This window comes from Pseudomonas sihuiensis (assembly GCF_900106015.1).
Taxonomy (GTDB): domain Bacteria; phylum Pseudomonadota; class Gammaproteobacteria; order Pseudomonadales; family Pseudomonadaceae; genus Aquipseudomonas; species Aquipseudomonas sihuiensis.
In genome coordinates, this window is sequence record NZ_LT629797.1 from 2,461,881 (window position 1) to 2,475,768 (window position 13,888).

At 64.4% G+C, this 13,888-nt stretch carries 14 protein-coding genes; 9 read left to right on the forward strand and 5 right to left on the reverse strand.

Going from position 1 to position 13,888, the window contains the following annotated elements:
* Window positions 1-9: 9 nt before the first annotated feature.
* Entirely contained in the window at window positions 10-2,190 is a 2,181-nt protein-coding gene (locus tag BLT86_RS11595) for a putative bifunctional diguanylate cyclase/phosphodiesterase (protein WP_092376805.1), read from the forward strand.
* A 103-nt stretch (window positions 2,191-2,293) separates the two neighbouring features.
* Here the strand turns inward: BLT86_RS11595 and BLT86_RS11600 are convergent, their stop codons facing one another.
* Window positions 2,294-3,073, reverse strand: a complete 780-nt coding sequence (locus tag BLT86_RS11600) for a hydroxypyruvate isomerase family protein (RefSeq protein WP_055986678.1) — start codon at window positions 3,071-3,073, stop codon at window positions 2,294-2,296.
* Window positions 3,070-3,960, reverse strand: a complete 891-nt coding sequence (locus tag BLT86_RS11605) for an NAD(P)-dependent oxidoreductase (RefSeq protein WP_092376808.1) — start codon at window positions 3,958-3,960, stop codon at window positions 3,070-3,072. The genes BLT86_RS11600 and BLT86_RS11605 overlap by 4 nt, the downstream gene beginning before the upstream one ends.
* A 135-nt stretch (window positions 3,961-4,095) precedes the next feature.
* On the opposite strand from BLT86_RS11605, the gene BLT86_RS11610 reads away from it, so the two are divergent.
* From BLT86_RS11610 to BLT86_RS11630, 5 genes are all read left to right on the forward strand, one after another.
* Window positions 4,096-4,947, forward strand: coding sequence for a putative selenate ABC transporter substrate-binding protein (locus BLT86_RS11610; RefSeq protein WP_072426341.1), 852 nt, complete (start codon window positions 4,096-4,098; stop codon window positions 4,945-4,947).
* Window positions 4,944-5,744, forward strand: coding sequence for a phosphonate ABC transporter ATP-binding protein (locus BLT86_RS11615; protein ID WP_092376811.1), 801 nt, complete (start codon window positions 4,944-4,946; stop codon window positions 5,742-5,744). The genes BLT86_RS11610 and BLT86_RS11615 overlap by 4 nt, the downstream gene beginning before the upstream one ends.
* On the forward strand, window positions 5,738-6,565 hold the full coding sequence (locus BLT86_RS11620; RefSeq protein WP_092376814.1) for a PhnE/PtxC family ABC transporter permease: 828 nt from the start codon (window positions 5,738-5,740) through the stop codon (window positions 6,563-6,565). Before BLT86_RS11615 ends, BLT86_RS11620 begins: the two co-directional genes overlap by 7 nt.
* Entirely contained in the window at window positions 6,562-7,323 is a 762-nt protein-coding gene (gene phnE / locus BLT86_RS11625; protein WP_092376817.1) for a phosphonate ABC transporter, permease protein PhnE, read from the forward strand. Before BLT86_RS11620 ends, phnE begins: the two co-directional genes overlap by 4 nt.
* A gap of 194 nt (window positions 7,324-7,517) precedes the next feature.
* The gene (locus BLT86_RS11630) at window positions 7,518-8,219 is read left to right on the forward strand and encodes a hypothetical protein (RefSeq protein ID WP_092376820.1); all 702 of its coding nucleotides are present in this window, start codon (window positions 7,518-7,520) and stop codon (window positions 8,217-8,219) included.
* Window positions 8,220-8,526: 307 nt separating this feature from the next.
* Here the strand turns inward: BLT86_RS11630 and BLT86_RS11635 are convergent, their stop codons facing one another.
* Complete coding sequence (locus tag BLT86_RS11635) at window positions 8,527-9,960, reverse strand: IS1182 family transposase (RefSeq protein WP_092376823.1); 1,434 nt, start codon at window positions 9,958-9,960, stop codon at window positions 8,527-8,529.
* Window positions 9,961-10,157: 197 nt separating this feature from the next.
* Here BLT86_RS11635 and BLT86_RS11640 point away from each other — a divergent pair, with 197 nt between their 5' ends.
* Window positions 10,158-10,958, forward strand: coding sequence for a PA3715 family protein (locus tag BLT86_RS11640; RefSeq protein ID WP_092376826.1), 801 nt, complete (start codon window positions 10,158-10,160; stop codon window positions 10,956-10,958).
* A 78-nt stretch (window positions 10,959-11,036) separates the two neighbouring features.
* The gene (locus tag BLT86_RS11645; protein WP_092376830.1) at window positions 11,037-11,516 is read left to right on the forward strand and encodes a VOC family protein; all 480 of its coding nucleotides are present in this window, start codon (window positions 11,037-11,039) and stop codon (window positions 11,514-11,516) included.
* A 13-nt stretch (window positions 11,517-11,529) separates the two neighbouring features.
* Here the strand turns inward: BLT86_RS11645 and BLT86_RS11650 are convergent, their stop codons facing one another.
* Window positions 11,530-12,015, reverse strand: a complete 486-nt coding sequence (locus BLT86_RS11650) for a hypothetical protein (protein WP_092376833.1) — start codon at window positions 12,013-12,015, stop codon at window positions 11,530-11,532.
* A gap of 182 nt (window positions 12,016-12,197) precedes the next feature.
* On the opposite strand from BLT86_RS11650, the gene BLT86_RS11655 reads away from it, so the two are divergent.
* Window positions 12,198-12,878: a phytanoyl-CoA dioxygenase family protein gene (locus tag BLT86_RS11655; RefSeq protein WP_178094251.1), complete on the forward strand. Its 681-nt coding sequence runs from the start codon at window positions 12,198-12,200 to the stop codon at window positions 12,876-12,878.
* Window positions 12,879-12,896: 18 nt separating this feature from the next.
* Here the strand turns inward: BLT86_RS11655 and BLT86_RS11660 are convergent, their stop codons facing one another.
* The gene (locus BLT86_RS11660; RefSeq protein WP_021490191.1) at window positions 12,897-13,769 is read right to left on the reverse strand and encodes an AraC family transcriptional regulator; all 873 of its coding nucleotides are present in this window, start codon (window positions 13,767-13,769) and stop codon (window positions 12,897-12,899) included.
* Window positions 13,770-13,888: the final 119 nt, after the last annotated feature.

Below are 13,888 nucleotides of genomic sequence, written 5' to 3' on the forward strand. Positions count from 1 at the left end.
GAGATGGCTATGGAAGGACTGTCGATCCGCTTTCTCGCCGACCTACCCGAGCAGGGCCAGCTCCTGCTCAATTGCGAACACGACCCCTGGCTGGTGGCACTGTCCTACGTCATCGCCAGCGTCGGCAGCCTCAGCACGCTGACCATCGCCAGGCACCTCGATAACGTCCTGAGGCGCAGCATGCGTCTGGTCTGGGGGCTGCTCGGCGGGCTGTGCCTGGCCGGCGCCATCTGGTCCATGCACTTCATCGGCATGCTGGCCTTCCAGGCGCCTGTCGCCATTCGCTATGACCTCGCCACCACCGTGCTGTCGCTGCTGGTGGCCCTGGCCGCCTCACTCCTCGCCGTGTACTACATGGCCATGCCGCGTCCCGGCCTGAGCCGCCAGTTGCTGGCCGCCAGCATCATCGGCCTGGGTATCAGCGCCATGCACTACAGCGGGATGGCGGCGATCCGCTCGGAGGCTCAGGCCTACTACCACGGCGGCCTGTTCACCCTCTCCATCGTCATCGCCATCAGTGCCAGCTTCGCCGCGCTGCTGCTCAACCGCTACGTGCGCCACGGCTCGCAGCTTCGCCAACGCTGGATGAAGTATTCGGCGGCGCTGGTCATGGGCGCGGCGATCGCCTCGATGCACTACACCGGCATGGCCGCGCTCAACCTGGTGGTAGCGGACGGCACGCCGCTGCAGTTGCGCAGCGCCGACAACAGCGTGCAACTGGTGCTGATCGTCGCCTCCATCACCTTGCTGATTCTCAGCCTGAGCCTGGCCGCAGCCTGGATCGGCCGCAAGCTCGACGACAAGGAGCGCGACCTGCAACGGGTCAATACCCTGCTGGTGCAGCTCGATCAGGCCAAGGCATCGCTGGAGCAGGTGGCGCATTTCGATCCACTGACCGAGCTGCTCAACCGTCGCGGCTTCAACCGGGTGTTCGCCGCCACCCTGGAGGAACACGCGGTGACCGGCCGCAGCCTGGCGGTGATGTTCCTCGATGTCGATCACTTCAAACGCATCAATGACAGCCTTGGTCACGACGCTGGCGACGAGTTGCTGCGTGTGGTGGCACAGCGCATCCGCAGCGCGTTACGTGAGCGCGACATCATCGCGCGCTTCGGTGGCGACGAATTCTGCGTGGTCGCCAGCCTCGACAGCAACGCCGACCCACGCGCGCTGGCCGCACGCATGCTGGAGCACATGAAGGAGCCGATCAGCTTTGCCGGACGCAAGATCGTGATGACCACCAGCGTCGGCATCAGCCTGCTCCCCCAGGATGGCGGCAACGCCGACGAGTTGCTCAAGCATGCCGATCTGGCGCTGTATCAATCCAAGGGCAGCGGGCGCAACGTGGTGCATTTCTTCAATCCGCACCTGAAGCAGAAGGCCTCGTTCGAGCTGCAACTGGAAGAAGACCTGCGCCAGGCCCTGCAGCAGGACAGCGGCCTGACCCTGTTCTATCAACCGATCATCGATCTGCGCAGCGGCGCGCTGAGCAAACTCGAAGCCCTGGTACGCTGGCATCATCCGCAGCACGGCCTGCTGACACCCGAGCGCTTCATCGCCATCGCCGAAGCCAACGGTTTCATCGATCAGCTCGACAACTGGGTGCTGCGCCGCGCCTGTCTCGACCTCAACAGCCTGGATCAAATGGGTTATCCGGGGTTGAAGATCGCGGTCAACTGCTCGGCGCTGAACCTGGCCAACGATCAGTTGCCTGGCCGCATCGAGCAGTTGTTGAACGCGACGCGCTGCCCTGCTCACTGCCTGGAGCTGGAGGTGACCGAGAGCGCGCTACTGAGCAACATCAATCGCGCCATCGGCCTGCTGGAAAACATTCGCGCGCTGGGCGTCAGCCTGTCCATCGACGACTTCGGCACCGGTTATTCCTCGCTCGCCTACCTGCGCCGCCTACCTCTGGATACGCTGAAGGTCGACCGCTCCTTCATTCAGGACGTGGCCCACTCCAGTCAGGACCGCGAGATCGTCCACGCCATCATCGCCATGGCCCACGCCCTGCATCTGAAGGTCGTCGCCGAAGGCGTGGAAACCGCCGAGCAGCTGGCGTTCCTTCAGGAACGCGACTGCGATCAGGTGCAGGGCTATCTGTTCAGCAAACCGGTACCGCTGGAGGAAATCCTGGCCCGCTTCCCGCCGCATTACCGGCCGCTGGAACGGGTAGCGGCAAGGTCTTGAGCCTTCGCCCCAGAGCAAAGGCACGCCGCTGAAGCGCCTCCTACAAGCAGCTGTGCAGCCCTTGTGGGAGGGGCTTCAGCCGCGACCAAGGCACGCCTCGCACTCAAGCCCTGAACGCCTGCAACCAGCCCAGGCTGGCCTGCGTACCCACCTCGCCCGGCTTGTACTCGGCGCCCAGCCAGCCGCTGTAACCGCTGTCACGTAAAGCACCGAGCAGCGCGGGGAACGCCAGCTCGCCGGTACCTGGCGCGCCGCGCCCCGGCACGTCGGCGAACTGCACATGACCGATGCGCCCGGCCAGCAAGCGCATGCCTGCGGCCACGTCCAGCCCCTGACGCGCCATATGGTAGAGGTCGTACTGTGCGGCCAGATTCGGGTGATCCACTGCGCGCAGCAGCGCATCCAGATCCTCCGGCGTATTGATCAGAAAGCCCGGCATGTCGATCGGGTTGATCGCCTCCACCAACACGCGGATGCCCAACGTCGCGAAGGCCTCGGCGCTTTTGCGCAGGTTGGCAGCCAGGCAATCCAGCGCCTGCTCGCGGCTCACGCCTTCGGCCAGGCGCCCAGGCAGCACATTGATGCAGGCCGGGCGCGCCATGGCGGCGTAGGTCAGCGCCTCCTGCAGGGCGGCGTCGAACTCGGCCTGACGCGCCGGCACGCTGGCCAGGCCAGGACCGCCGGTCATCAGATCGCCCGCCGGCACGTTGATCAGCACCAGCGGCAAAGCGGTCAACTCCAGCACTTCTTTCAGGGCTACCGCTGGCAACTCATAAGGGAACTGAATTTCCACGCCATCGAAACCCGCCGTCATCGCCGCCAGCACGCGCTCGCGCAGCGGCAACTCGGTGAACAGCATGGACAGGTTGGCAGCGATCTTCATGGGCATTGCTCCCGTAGCAGTTCCACCAGGGTGGCCGGGTCGCATTCCAGGTTGCCCTGGCTGCCGTGCAGGCGCATCAACTGCGCGGCCAAGCCGCTCATGGGCGTGGCGCTGCCCTGCTCACGGGATAGTTTGACCGCCGTATCGAGGTCCTTGAGCAGCGTGCGCACGTGCCACTTGATCGGCTCGAACTGGCTGGCGGCCATCTGTGGCGCAAGGATCTGCAGCGGCTTGGAGTCGGCGAAACCACCGGCCAGCGCCGAGGCGATCAGGCTGGCGTCGACGCCGGAGCGCTCGGCCAGCGCCACCACTTCGGCGATCACCAGCGCGTTGCAGGCCACGATCATCTGGTTGCACACCTTGGTCACCTGCCCGGCGCCCACCTCGCCCATGCGCGTCAGGCGCTGGCCCAGATGCGCCAGCACCGGGCGCACGCGCTCCACGTCCTCTTCCCGGCCGCCAGCCATGATCGCCAGCGTGCCGGCTTCGGCACCCGGCGTACCACCGGAAACCGGCGCATCCACCCAGCGCATGCCAGTACGTGCCTCCAGCTCGGCGGCCATCTCACGGGTGGCCGCCGGCTCCAGGCTGGAAAAGTCCACCAGCAACTGCCCCGGCCGCGCGCCCTCGACGATCCCGCCCGGGCCGAACACCACCTCACGCACCACCTCGGTATTGGCCAGGCAGAGCATCACCACATTGGCATCGCGACACAGCTCGGCGGGGTTCTCCACGCGATGCGCGCCCTGCTCCAGCAGCGACGCGCATTTGTCAGGCGTGCGGTTCCAGAGGGTCAGCGGGTAGCCTGCGGCGAGCAGGCGGCGGGTCATCGGTAGGCCCATCAGACCAATCCCGGCGAAGGCCAGGGCGGGAAGCGTTGCGGTCATCGATCAACTCCAGGCAGTTCGTATCCAGCGCGCATCTTAACCCCGGAGTCAGTTGTGTGCTGCCGGGGCTGCATCGGCAACGCCGGACCACTATACTCCGCGCGCCTTCCCCGCTATTGAACCGGAGAATCCGACATGTTCAAGAACACCCTGGCGCTCGCCGCCGGCATCGCCCTGTCTGTATCTGCTGTATTCGCGCAAGCCGCCGACGTCCTCAAGGTCTCGGCCATTCCTGACGAAGCCCCCACCGAACTGCTGCGCAAGTTCAAGCCGCTGGGCGCCTACCTGGAACAGGAACTGGGCATGAAGGTGGAGTTCGTGCCAGTGGCCGACTACGCAGCCGTGGTCGAGGCGCTGGCCGCTGACCGTATCGACATGGCCTGGCTCGGCGGTTTCACCTTCGTCCAGGCACGCCTGAAAACCGGCAACGCCGTGCCGCTGGTGCAGCGCGAGCAGGACGCCGAGTTCACCAGCAAATTCATCACCTCCGACCCGGCGGTGAAGTCCCTGCAGGATCTGAAAGGCAAGACCTTCGCCTTCGGCTCGGTGTCCTCCACTTCCGGCAGCCTGATGCCGCGCTACTTCATGCTGCAGGACGGCATCAAGCCGGAAGACTTCTTCAGCCGCGTGGCCTACTCCGGTGCTCACGACGCCACCGCCGCCTGGGTACAGGCCGGCAAGGCCGATGCCGGTGTGCTCAACGCCTCGGTGTGGCAGAAACTGGTGGACGCCGGCAAGGTCGACACCGACAAGGTCAAGGTCTTCGCCACCACCCCGACCTACTACGACTACAACTGGACCGTGCGCGGCAACCTCGACGCCGACCTGCAGGCGAAGATCAAGGCCGCCTTCCTCGCCCTCGACCCGGCCAAGCCCGAGCAAAAGGCGATTCTCGACCTGCAGGCCGCCAGCCGCTTTATCGAGACCAAGCCCGAGAACTACGAAGGCATCGAAGAAGCCGCTCGCGCTGCCGGCCTGTTGAAGTGAGCATCGCCCTGCGTGGCGTGGGCCTGGCCCACGCCAACGGCAAGGTCGCGCTGGAAAACATCGATCTGCAGGTCAGCCCCGGTGAACGAGTGGCGATCATCGGCCCCTCGGGCGCCGGCAAGACCACCCTGCTGCGCCTGCTGGCCACCAGCCTGCAACCCACACGCGGCGAGCTCGACCTGCTGCAGCACAACCCCTGGCGTCTGGCTGCCCGCCAGCGCCAACGCCTGCGTGCGCGCATCGGCCTGATCCACCAGGCACCGCCTTTGCCACCGCGCCAGCGCGTGGTCACCGCCGTGCTGGCCGGCAAGCTTGGCCAGTGGTCATTGGCCAAAGGCCTGCTCAACCTGCTGCATCCGCTGGATGCCAGCGGTGCCCAGGCCGCCCTGGCGCGGCTGGACATCGCCGACAAGCTCTACCAACGCTGCGATCAGCTCTCTGGCGGCCAATTGCAGCGCGTCGGCATCGCTCGCGTGCTGTACCAGGCGCCAGAGTTGATCCTCGCCGACGAACCCGTCTCGGCCATGGATCCGGTGCTGGCCGGCCACACCCTGGCCGTGCTCAACCGCGAGGCCGCCGAGCGCGGCATGACCCTGCTCGCCAGCCTGCACGCCGTCGACCTGGCGCTGGCGCACTTCCCTCGGGTGATCGGCATCCGCGACGGGCGCATCACCTTCGACCTGCCGACCGAGCAGGTGCAGCCCGCCCAGTTGCAGGCGCTGTACGCCAACGAGCAGTTGCAGACCACGCCCAGCTCCCCCGTGCCGCCGCAACCGACGCATATCCCGCGATGCTGACCACCGCCCCACGCGACCCCGCCGCCCTGCCGCGCCTGCTGATCACCGTACTGGCGCTGCTGTTGTTGTGGCCGGGCCTGAGCCTGAGCGAGCTGGACCTGGCCGTGCTGGTCGATGGCGACAACACCCGCGCCATGGGCAACTTCCTCGCCGGCTTCTGGCCGCCTGCGCATGACGGCGAATTCCTCGCCCTGCTCGGCCGCGCCACCCTGGAAACCCTGGCCATCGCCACCGCCGGCATGAGCCTAGCGCTGCTGATCGCCGTCCCTGCCGCGCTGCTGGCCAGCCGTGCGCTGTCGCTGTCGGCCGTGCACCGTGGTGGCCGCCCGGCCTGGTGGGCAAACCTGGCGCGCTGGCCGGTGCGCGGCCTGCTGATCTTCCTGCGCAGCGTGCCGGAAATCGTCTGGGCGCTGCTGTTCGTCCGTGCCGTCGGCCTCGGCCCCACTGCCGGTGTACTGGCCATCGCCATCACCTACGCCGGCATGCTGGGTAAGGTGTATGCGGAAATCTTCGAGTCAGTCGATGCCCGCCCCACCCGCGCGCTACTGGGTGCCGGCAGCAGCCGCCTAAGCGCCTTCGCCTACGGCGTGCTACCCAATGCCGCCGGGGAAATGCTCTCCTACACCGTGTACCGCTGGGAGTGCGCCATCCGCGCCTCGGTGGTGATGGGCTTCGTCGGCGCTGGTGGGCTGGGCCAGCAGATCGACCTATCGCTGCGCATGTTCGCCGGCGGTGAAGTGGCCAGCATGCTGCTCACCTTCCTCTTGCTGGTGCTGCTGGCCGACCAGTTCAGCCGCCTGCTGCGCGCGAGGCTGACATGAGAGCCGGCAATCTGATCCTGCTCGCTGCCATTCTCGGCGCGGTGGCTGCCTCGTTCGTCTATCTGGGCATCGACCTCGGCGCCCTGGTCGCCGGCGACAGTCTGGCGCAGATGGGCAAGTACGCCAGCGGCTTCCTGCAGCCGGACTTCTCGGCCGCACACCTGCAGGCCATCGGCCGTGGCGCGCTGGAAACCCTGGCCATGTCCGCCATCGGCACCCTGCTCGCCGCCCTGCTCGGCCTGGCCCTGGCACTGCCGGCCGCCGGGCGCTTCGGCGGCGTCGCCCTGCACCTCACACGCCTGCTGCTCAACGCCCTGCGCGCCATCCCCGAACTGGTCTGGGCGGCGCTGATGGTGCTGGCCGCCGGTCTCGGCCCCAACGCCGGCACCCTCGCCCTGGCCCTGCACACCGCAGGCGTGCTCGGCCGCCTGTTCGCCGAAGCGCTGGAAAACACCCCACGCGAGCCGGCCGACGCCATCCGCGAAAGCGGCGGCGGACGCATGCTCGCCTTCTGCTACGGCACCCTGCCCGGCGTCTGGCCGCAACTGGTGGCGTACACCCTGTACCGCTGGGAGAACAACATCCGCATGGCCAGCGTGCTCGGCTTCGTCGGTGCCGGCGGCCTGGGGCAGATGCTCTACGTGTCGCTCAGCCTGTTCCAGGAAGCCCAGGCGGCCACGGTGATCCTGGCCATGCTCCTGCTGGTGCTGGCAGTCGATGCTCTGAGTGGCTGGGCGAGGCAGCGCTGGGTGAGCTGAGCCGGCAGCGCGATATCGATATTCTCCTTGCCGCTTGAGCGCGCAGCGGGCATTTGTCTGGACCTACCACGGCAGACATTGAAAACGCTCGAGGCTTGAGCCAGCATGCATAGCCCATGGCCATCATGCATCGCCAACTCACGCAGATGCCTGGCCATGAGCCAACAGACCTTTTCCCGACAACAGGATGTCGTATGCGCGCTCTCAAATACCTTCTCGTCGCCAGCCCACTGATCATTGCAGGCTGCGCCAGTCAGCCTTCGCTGCCACCACCGGAATTCCCCGGCATCGAACAATCCGACAAGATCGTCATCCACGATCAACGCCCCAGCAGTGAAAGCGAGAAGGAGATCTTCAGCCTGCTGGTCACCAGCAGCGCCTATGCCATCTACCGCATGCCGGACACCGCCACCAAGCCCACAGGCCCACGACTGCTGGCTCACCGGGCTTATGAGGCCTTCCCGGAACTGGGCAGCCAACCCGCCATCAACGTTCATCACTTCGTGACCTACGCCAACCTGCAATCGCAATTGCGCAAAAGCTCGCTGGTCGCAGGGCTGACCGGCCCGATTGGCGTGGCCATCCTCAGCCGCCAGGAACTACCTGTCGGCGAAGTCCTGACAACCCGGATCGACAGCAGCATCTTCGACAAAACTGCAGGGGACGAGGAATACACCCGCGCCTTCTTCAGCGCGGAAGAAAACCCCGAGAAGTCGCCGGTCAACCTCATCTACATCGATGCGGAAATGCTCGGCCAACGGGTTGCCAGCCGCTGCCTGGTTCCGCCGATCAAGGACAAGCCCCATCTATTCCTGGTCGAGGCGATGGACATGTGCATCACCAACCACCTGGCGCTGTATCGCAACGACTCTGCGAAGGAAACGGCCGCCAAGTAGCTCAGCATCGAGCCGGACAGGAGCCTGTCGAGAGATGGGTTTCTGCTTTGGCAACCTGCGATGTGCCTGTTCGCCTAGACGTTCCAATGGCCTTGCTGCTGATGCTGGCGGTGGATGGGTGACAGGCTGCAATCGGCCCAGGCCGTGTAAAAACACAGCAAGCGATGGCAATCAACTGGCGGGGGATTTTCTCGGTGCCCAGAAGGCCGTCGGAGGCCCGATCAGGTGCAATCGGTGATTCTTTGCTATGCGGCACTTTAGACCTCGGCGCGCCTGCTGGAGGGCGGCAAGAGCCGTAAAACAGGCCTCAGGCCTTCATCGCGGCCATCAGGGCACCGCTGCCCAGCAGGTTCAACACGCGTTTGAGATTGTAGGCGAGCACATGCAGGCTCATCTCGGTGCTCACCCGGTCAAGCGTTCTGGTGAGGAAATGGGTGGCACCCATCCAGGATTTCAGCGTGCCGAACGGGTGCTCGACCGTCTGACGGCGGATTCGCATCATCTCGGGCGCTTGATCCAGACGACTCTGCATCGCTTCGAGCACTGCTTCATGCTCCCAGCGGCTCACTCGGCGTGGCTGTGGACTCGGTGTGCACTGCTCTTTCAGCGCACAACCTTGGCAATGCGAACTCCAGTAACGGTGCAGCTTCAGCCCTTTCTCGACACTAGAGAAACGCCAGATCAGGCTTTGCCCAGCCGGGCATCGGTACTCGTTCTTTACTGCGTCATAGATGAAGTCACCTTTGCCGAAGCGGCCCGCCGCTGTCGCTCCTGAGGTCAGCGTCTTGGGCACGAAAACGGTGATTCCGGCCTCATGGCACGCCAGGATTTCTTCGCCTTTGAAATACCCTCTGTCTGCGACCGCCGAGAGCTTTTCGACACCCATGGCCTCTCGTGCTTGCTTGGCCATGGCGCTCAGTTGATCGCGATCGACCCCGTCGTTCGTGACCTCGTGCGTCACGATCAGGTGGTGCTTCGCGTCGACCGCCGCCTGCACGTTGTAACCGACCATTCCGCTGCCCCGCGTCTTCATCGAACGGGCATCGGGATCGGTCAGGGAGATCTGCTTATCCGGGGTTTCGTTGAGCTGAACCTCGATTTCCTTGAGCTCCTGCAGCTTAGTTTTCAAGGTCGCAATCTTGTCGTGAAGGCGTTCGGCTTTGACCTGCGCCACGGCAGGTTCCTGACGATCTGCGGTATCGAGTGCCGTCAGGTAGCGGCTGATGCTGGATTCGATTTCTTCCATCCGCCGTTGCAGCTTGGCACTGGTGAAGTTGCGGTCGCGATTGTTGACCGCCTTGAACTTGCTGCCGTCGATGGCCACCAGCGCCTCGGCGAACAGACCGAGCTGCTGGCACAGCACGACGAACTGCCGACAGACGCCGCGGATGGCCTTGCCGTTATCCTTGCGGAAGTTGGCGATGGTCTTGAAGTCCGGCATCAAACGTCCGGTCAGCCACATCAACTCAACGTTGCGTTGAGCCTCGCGTTCGAGACGGCGGCTGGACTGGATGCGATTGAGATAGCCGTAGATGTAGATCTTCAGCAGGTCGGCAGGATGGTAAGCGGGGCGACCTGTTTCAGCCGGGACGACGCCCTCGAAACCCAACTGGCCAAGGTCGAGTTCATCGACGAAAACATCGACCACCCGCACCGGGTTGGTGTCCGCCACGTAGTCATCCAGGCTCTCGGGAAGCAGCGCGCTTTGGCCTCGATGCTCTCCCTGGATAAAACGCTTCATTGGCGCCCCCGCTGATTTCGAACCCATCAAATCACAGCAAGGTCGATGCCAGAGTTTTTTACACAGCCTGGGCCGATAGCAGCCATCCCCAATTAGTCCAGCTACTCCACCCTCTCCCATCTTTCAGCGTAAAGTCGCCACACCCTGCACCTGCGGTTTCCGCTCAGACGAATGGGGTCGAACAAGGACTCACCAACATGGACCGTTTACGCAGCATCGTCTCCGCCTTCGCGCTCTGCCTGTTGCCTCTCGCTCATGCCGATACGCGCCAACCTCAGCCCTGCAACGCTGCATTGCTGGACTCACTGGCCACCCAACTGGGACAGCAAGGTTGGACGCCCCCTGATGGGCGCGGCGACGGACCATTGCTGGCGGCCGCCTGCAAGCCCTGGCCGGATGATCCGGCGCTGTCCGTGGTAACCCTGGCTTACCGTGACGCCGAGGACGCCACGCCAGCGGGCGAGCGCAATCTCAACTGGCTGGTGGCGAAGGTGGACGCGCAGAGCGGGCAATTGCGCGAGCGCTATGACGACTACCTTGGCGAAGATGCCGCACTGGAAATCGATGCCGGTAGCCTGTGGCTGGATACCGCGCGTTATCACCTTGCACCAGGTGTTCGCGTGTTCGGCGTGGTGGTGCGCAGTGTCGCTCGCGGGGCGAGCTGTCCGGATGCCGGCTTCAATGACCTGCTGACGCTGGTGGTGCCGCAAGGGCCTCGGCTGAGGCCGGTGTTTGCCACCTATCTGTACTCGTGGACGACGGTAAAGGGCGTGGCCTGCGCACTGGATGGTGATTTCGAGTCGGAGCAGGCCGACCTGACGCTGAGCCTTGGGCCTAAGCAAGCCCACGGTTACGCCGACCTGGTGGTAACCGCTCATATTCGTGCTGGCCGGCAGGAGCCCGTGCTACGCAAGGTCAGCACCACCGTCCGCTACGACGGCAAGCACTACCCGTTCGATCAGTTCTCGATGTTCTGGGCGAGAGAGCCGCAGCCGTAACGACGAACAGGCAAGGACAAGCCAGCGCCCCACTGCCGTCTAGACTCCTGATTCTCAACCCATGGTGGGAGACTCAGGATGACCAGCAAGAACACCATCTGCCTCTGGTACGACCACGACGCACTGGAGGCTGCGACCTTCTACGCCAAGACCTTTCCCGACAGCGCCGTGCTGGCGGTACACCATGCGCCCGGTGACTACCCCAGTGGCCAGCAGGGCGATGTGCTGACGGTGGAGTTCAGCGTGATGGGCATACCCTGCCTGGGCCTCAACGGCGGCCCGGCATTCCAGCACAACGAGGCGTTCTCGTTTCAGGTGGCGACCGACGATCAGGCCGAGACGGATCGCCTGTGGCACGCAATCATCGACAATGGCGGCCAGGCCAGTGAATGCGGCTGGTGCAAGGACAAATGGGGCATCTCCTGGCAGATCACCCCGCGCATCCTCAGCGCCGCCATCGCCAGCCCCGATCGCGCAGCAGCCAAGCGCGCCTTCGAGGCGATGATGACCATGAGCAAGATCGACATCGCCAGAATCGAGGCGGCGCTGAAGGGCTGATTGCCGAGATGGATCAGACGCGGGCGTTCTTCTTCTGCAGGATCAGCGACGCTTCGTTATAGGCGCTCTGGAAGGCGTCGCTGCCGATCCAGGTGATCGCGGCGTCTTCGTCTTCATCGTGGAAGATGCCGCGGTAGACGATCAGCAGACCCATCATGAAATCGGTCGCGGCCTCTTCCGACTCCTCGGCGACCACCAGCTCCAGCACCGGGTACTGCAGGAATATCAGGCACAGGGCGAGCAGGCTGATGCCTTCGCCGGCTTTCATCGCCTGGAACAGGTCATCGAAATGCGCGGGGTCGAAGCCGTTTTCCTCGATGTCCTTGAAATCGAAGGTGCTCAGGTCGATCTCGACATCATCGAACGGCTCGTTGATCAACGGATTGGCGAGAATCGGATGGACGACATTGGCCTGCGCCTTGGGCTTGCCCATGCGGTTCTGCCTGGCTTTGGTTTTGGCCCGTTGGGCGCGCTTCTTCTGTTTGTCTGCGGAGGCCATGGGGCGTTCCTCGTTCGGTACAGCCATGTGCATGGCGCGGAAAGTTCAGGCGCCATTGTATGCAGTCTTGGTCATGGCCTGCGGCTGAATTTGCAGACGGAGAGTCATGCATTGAAGAACGGGCTTGCCTCTTCGACTTCCACCTGTTTTCTTCGGGATGCATGAATGACGGGAGCCTGACCATGACGGACCGCGAACAACTCCACCACGACGGCTATGCGTTGCTGCGCCAGGCGGTTCCTGTCGGGTGGCTGGGTGGGTTGCGCACCCGGTTCGATGCGGGCATCACCCCCTCGGATCAGTGGCCGGTACCGCGCGGCGCAGACTGGCATCACTCGCTGCTGGATGACGACGCCATGATTCAGGCCGTGTGCCGCCTGCCACAGCTGCTGGCAGTGGTCAGTGAGCTGATCGGCGAACGCTTCTTCCTCGCCCAGGTGGAGGGCCGCGAGCCACTGGCTGGTGGCGGTCATCAGCAACTGCATCGCGATCTGTCGGCGCAGCGCCCGGGCGATATCGCCAATGCCATGGTCTACTTCGATGACTACGGCCCCGGCAACGGCGCCACCCGTATCATCCCGAGCAGCCACCGTCCGCCTGCCGGCGAGCCACCCTTCGACTTCAACGACGAGTCCCGCTCAGTGCAGCTTGCGGGTACGGCCGGCGACATCCTGGTGTTCGATGTGGACCTGATACACGCCGGCAGCCTGAACCGGCTCGGCACACGTCGCCGCTCGATCCTGATCAGCTACTTCGCCGAGCCACTGTACGCGTCCTATCTGGAGACGCGCAGCCTGCGGGGAATTCGCATGGACGCGAGCGAACGCTTCGAACCTGCGGATTTTCCCCTGAGGCAGGTGTGAGCAAGGCGGTTGCTCGTGTCAGCAGGCGACACTGGCGTCTCTCGCCGGCGGCAGGCCGAACAGCCTGCGGTACTCCCGGCTGAACTGCGACACACTTTCGTAACCCACCGCGAACGCCGCACTGCTGGCGGTGGCGCCCTCCCCTGTCATCAGGCGACGCGCCTCGATCAGTCGCAGCTGTTTCTGAAATTGCAGCGGCGTCAATGATGTCTGGTTGCGAAAGTGGTGATGAAACGATGACGGACTCATACCGGCCACGGACGCCAGATGCTCCACCGGCAGCGGCCGGGTGAATTCGGTGCGCAGCACCTTCACCGCCCGAGCGATGCGCTGCGCATGGCCGTCCGGCCAGCCCAGGCGACTGATCGCCGGGCCATGCCGGCCAGCCAGCAACCAGTAATGCAGTTCGCGCACAAGCGAAGCATGCAGCACCGTCGCCGAAGCCGGGCGCTCGAGCAGTCGCATCAGGCGTAGTGCCGCTTCGGCGACTTCGCTATCGGTCGGTTCGATGCGGATGGGCTCCAGCTCCGCACTCGGCACCGCCTTCATCTCCTCCATCAATTCGGTGAGCAGCGCAGGATCGAGGTCGATCACCAGCGAGATGTACGGGACCTCGTGGCTGGCCTGGATGATCTGGCTGACCGTCGGTACGTCGGCGGTGATCAACAGCGAATCACCGGCGCTGAAGTTGAAGCTCCGGGTGCCCATCATGACGCGCTTGCTGCCCTGCAACACCAGGCAGGCCAGAGGCCGGGTGATGGCGTAATCCAGCCCGCTGGGCTCTGACGTGCGAATGATGGTCAAGCCGGGAATGGGCGTTTGGGCAAGCCCGCCGGGTTCGCCATGTCGATTCAGATAACCGCGCACAACCTCAAGCAGCGCTGCGCTCATCGTAGGCTCCTGATGCTGATCCAGAGCATGTCTTTTCCTCTTGGAGAAATAGGCAAAAAGCGTCGAGGTTTCGGTAACGACGGGGTTGCGCCACGAGCCACACAATGAAATCCCGTTCA

Excerpts from the sequence above, each read along its gene's own strand:
- BLT86_RS11595 (WP_092376805.1), top strand. The coding sequence starts at position 10 with ATGGAAGGACTGTCGATCCGCTTTCTCGCCGACCTACCCGAGCAGGGC.
- BLT86_RS11600 (WP_055986678.1), bottom strand. The coding sequence starts at position 3,073 with ATGAAGATCGCTGCCAACCTGTCCATGCTGTTCACCGAGTTGCCGCTG.
- BLT86_RS11605 (WP_092376808.1), bottom strand. The coding sequence starts at position 3,960 with ATGACCGCAACGCTTCCCGCCCTGGCCTTCGCCGGGATTGGTCTGATG.
- BLT86_RS11610 (WP_072426341.1), top strand. The coding sequence starts at position 4,096 with ATGTTCAAGAACACCCTGGCGCTCGCCGCCGGCATCGCCCTGTCTGTA.
- BLT86_RS11620 (WP_092376814.1), top strand. The coding sequence starts at position 5,738 with ATGCTGACCACCGCCCCACGCGACCCCGCCGCCCTGCCGCGCCTGCTG.
- phnE (WP_092376817.1), top strand. The coding sequence starts at position 6,562 with ATGAGAGCCGGCAATCTGATCCTGCTCGCTGCCATTCTCGGCGCGGTG.
- BLT86_RS11630 (WP_092376820.1), top strand. The coding sequence starts at position 7,518 with ATGCGCGCTCTCAAATACCTTCTCGTCGCCAGCCCACTGATCATTGCA.
- BLT86_RS11635 (WP_092376823.1), bottom strand. The coding sequence starts at position 9,960 with ATGAAGCGTTTTATCCAGGGAGAGCATCGAGGCCAAAGCGCGCTGCTT.
- BLT86_RS11640 (WP_092376826.1), top strand. The coding sequence starts at position 10,158 with ATGGACCGTTTACGCAGCATCGTCTCCGCCTTCGCGCTCTGCCTGTTG.
- BLT86_RS11645 (WP_092376830.1), top strand. The coding sequence starts at position 11,037 with ATGACCAGCAAGAACACCATCTGCCTCTGGTACGACCACGACGCACTG.
- BLT86_RS11650 (WP_092376833.1), bottom strand. The coding sequence starts at position 12,015 with ATGGCCTCCGCAGACAAACAGAAGAAGCGCGCCCAACGGGCCAAAACC.
- BLT86_RS11655 (WP_178094251.1), top strand. The coding sequence starts at position 12,198 with ATGACGGACCGCGAACAACTCCACCACGACGGCTATGCGTTGCTGCGC.
- BLT86_RS11660 (WP_021490191.1), bottom strand. The coding sequence starts at position 13,769 with ATGAGCGCAGCGCTGCTTGAGGTTGTGCGCGGTTATCTGAATCGACAT.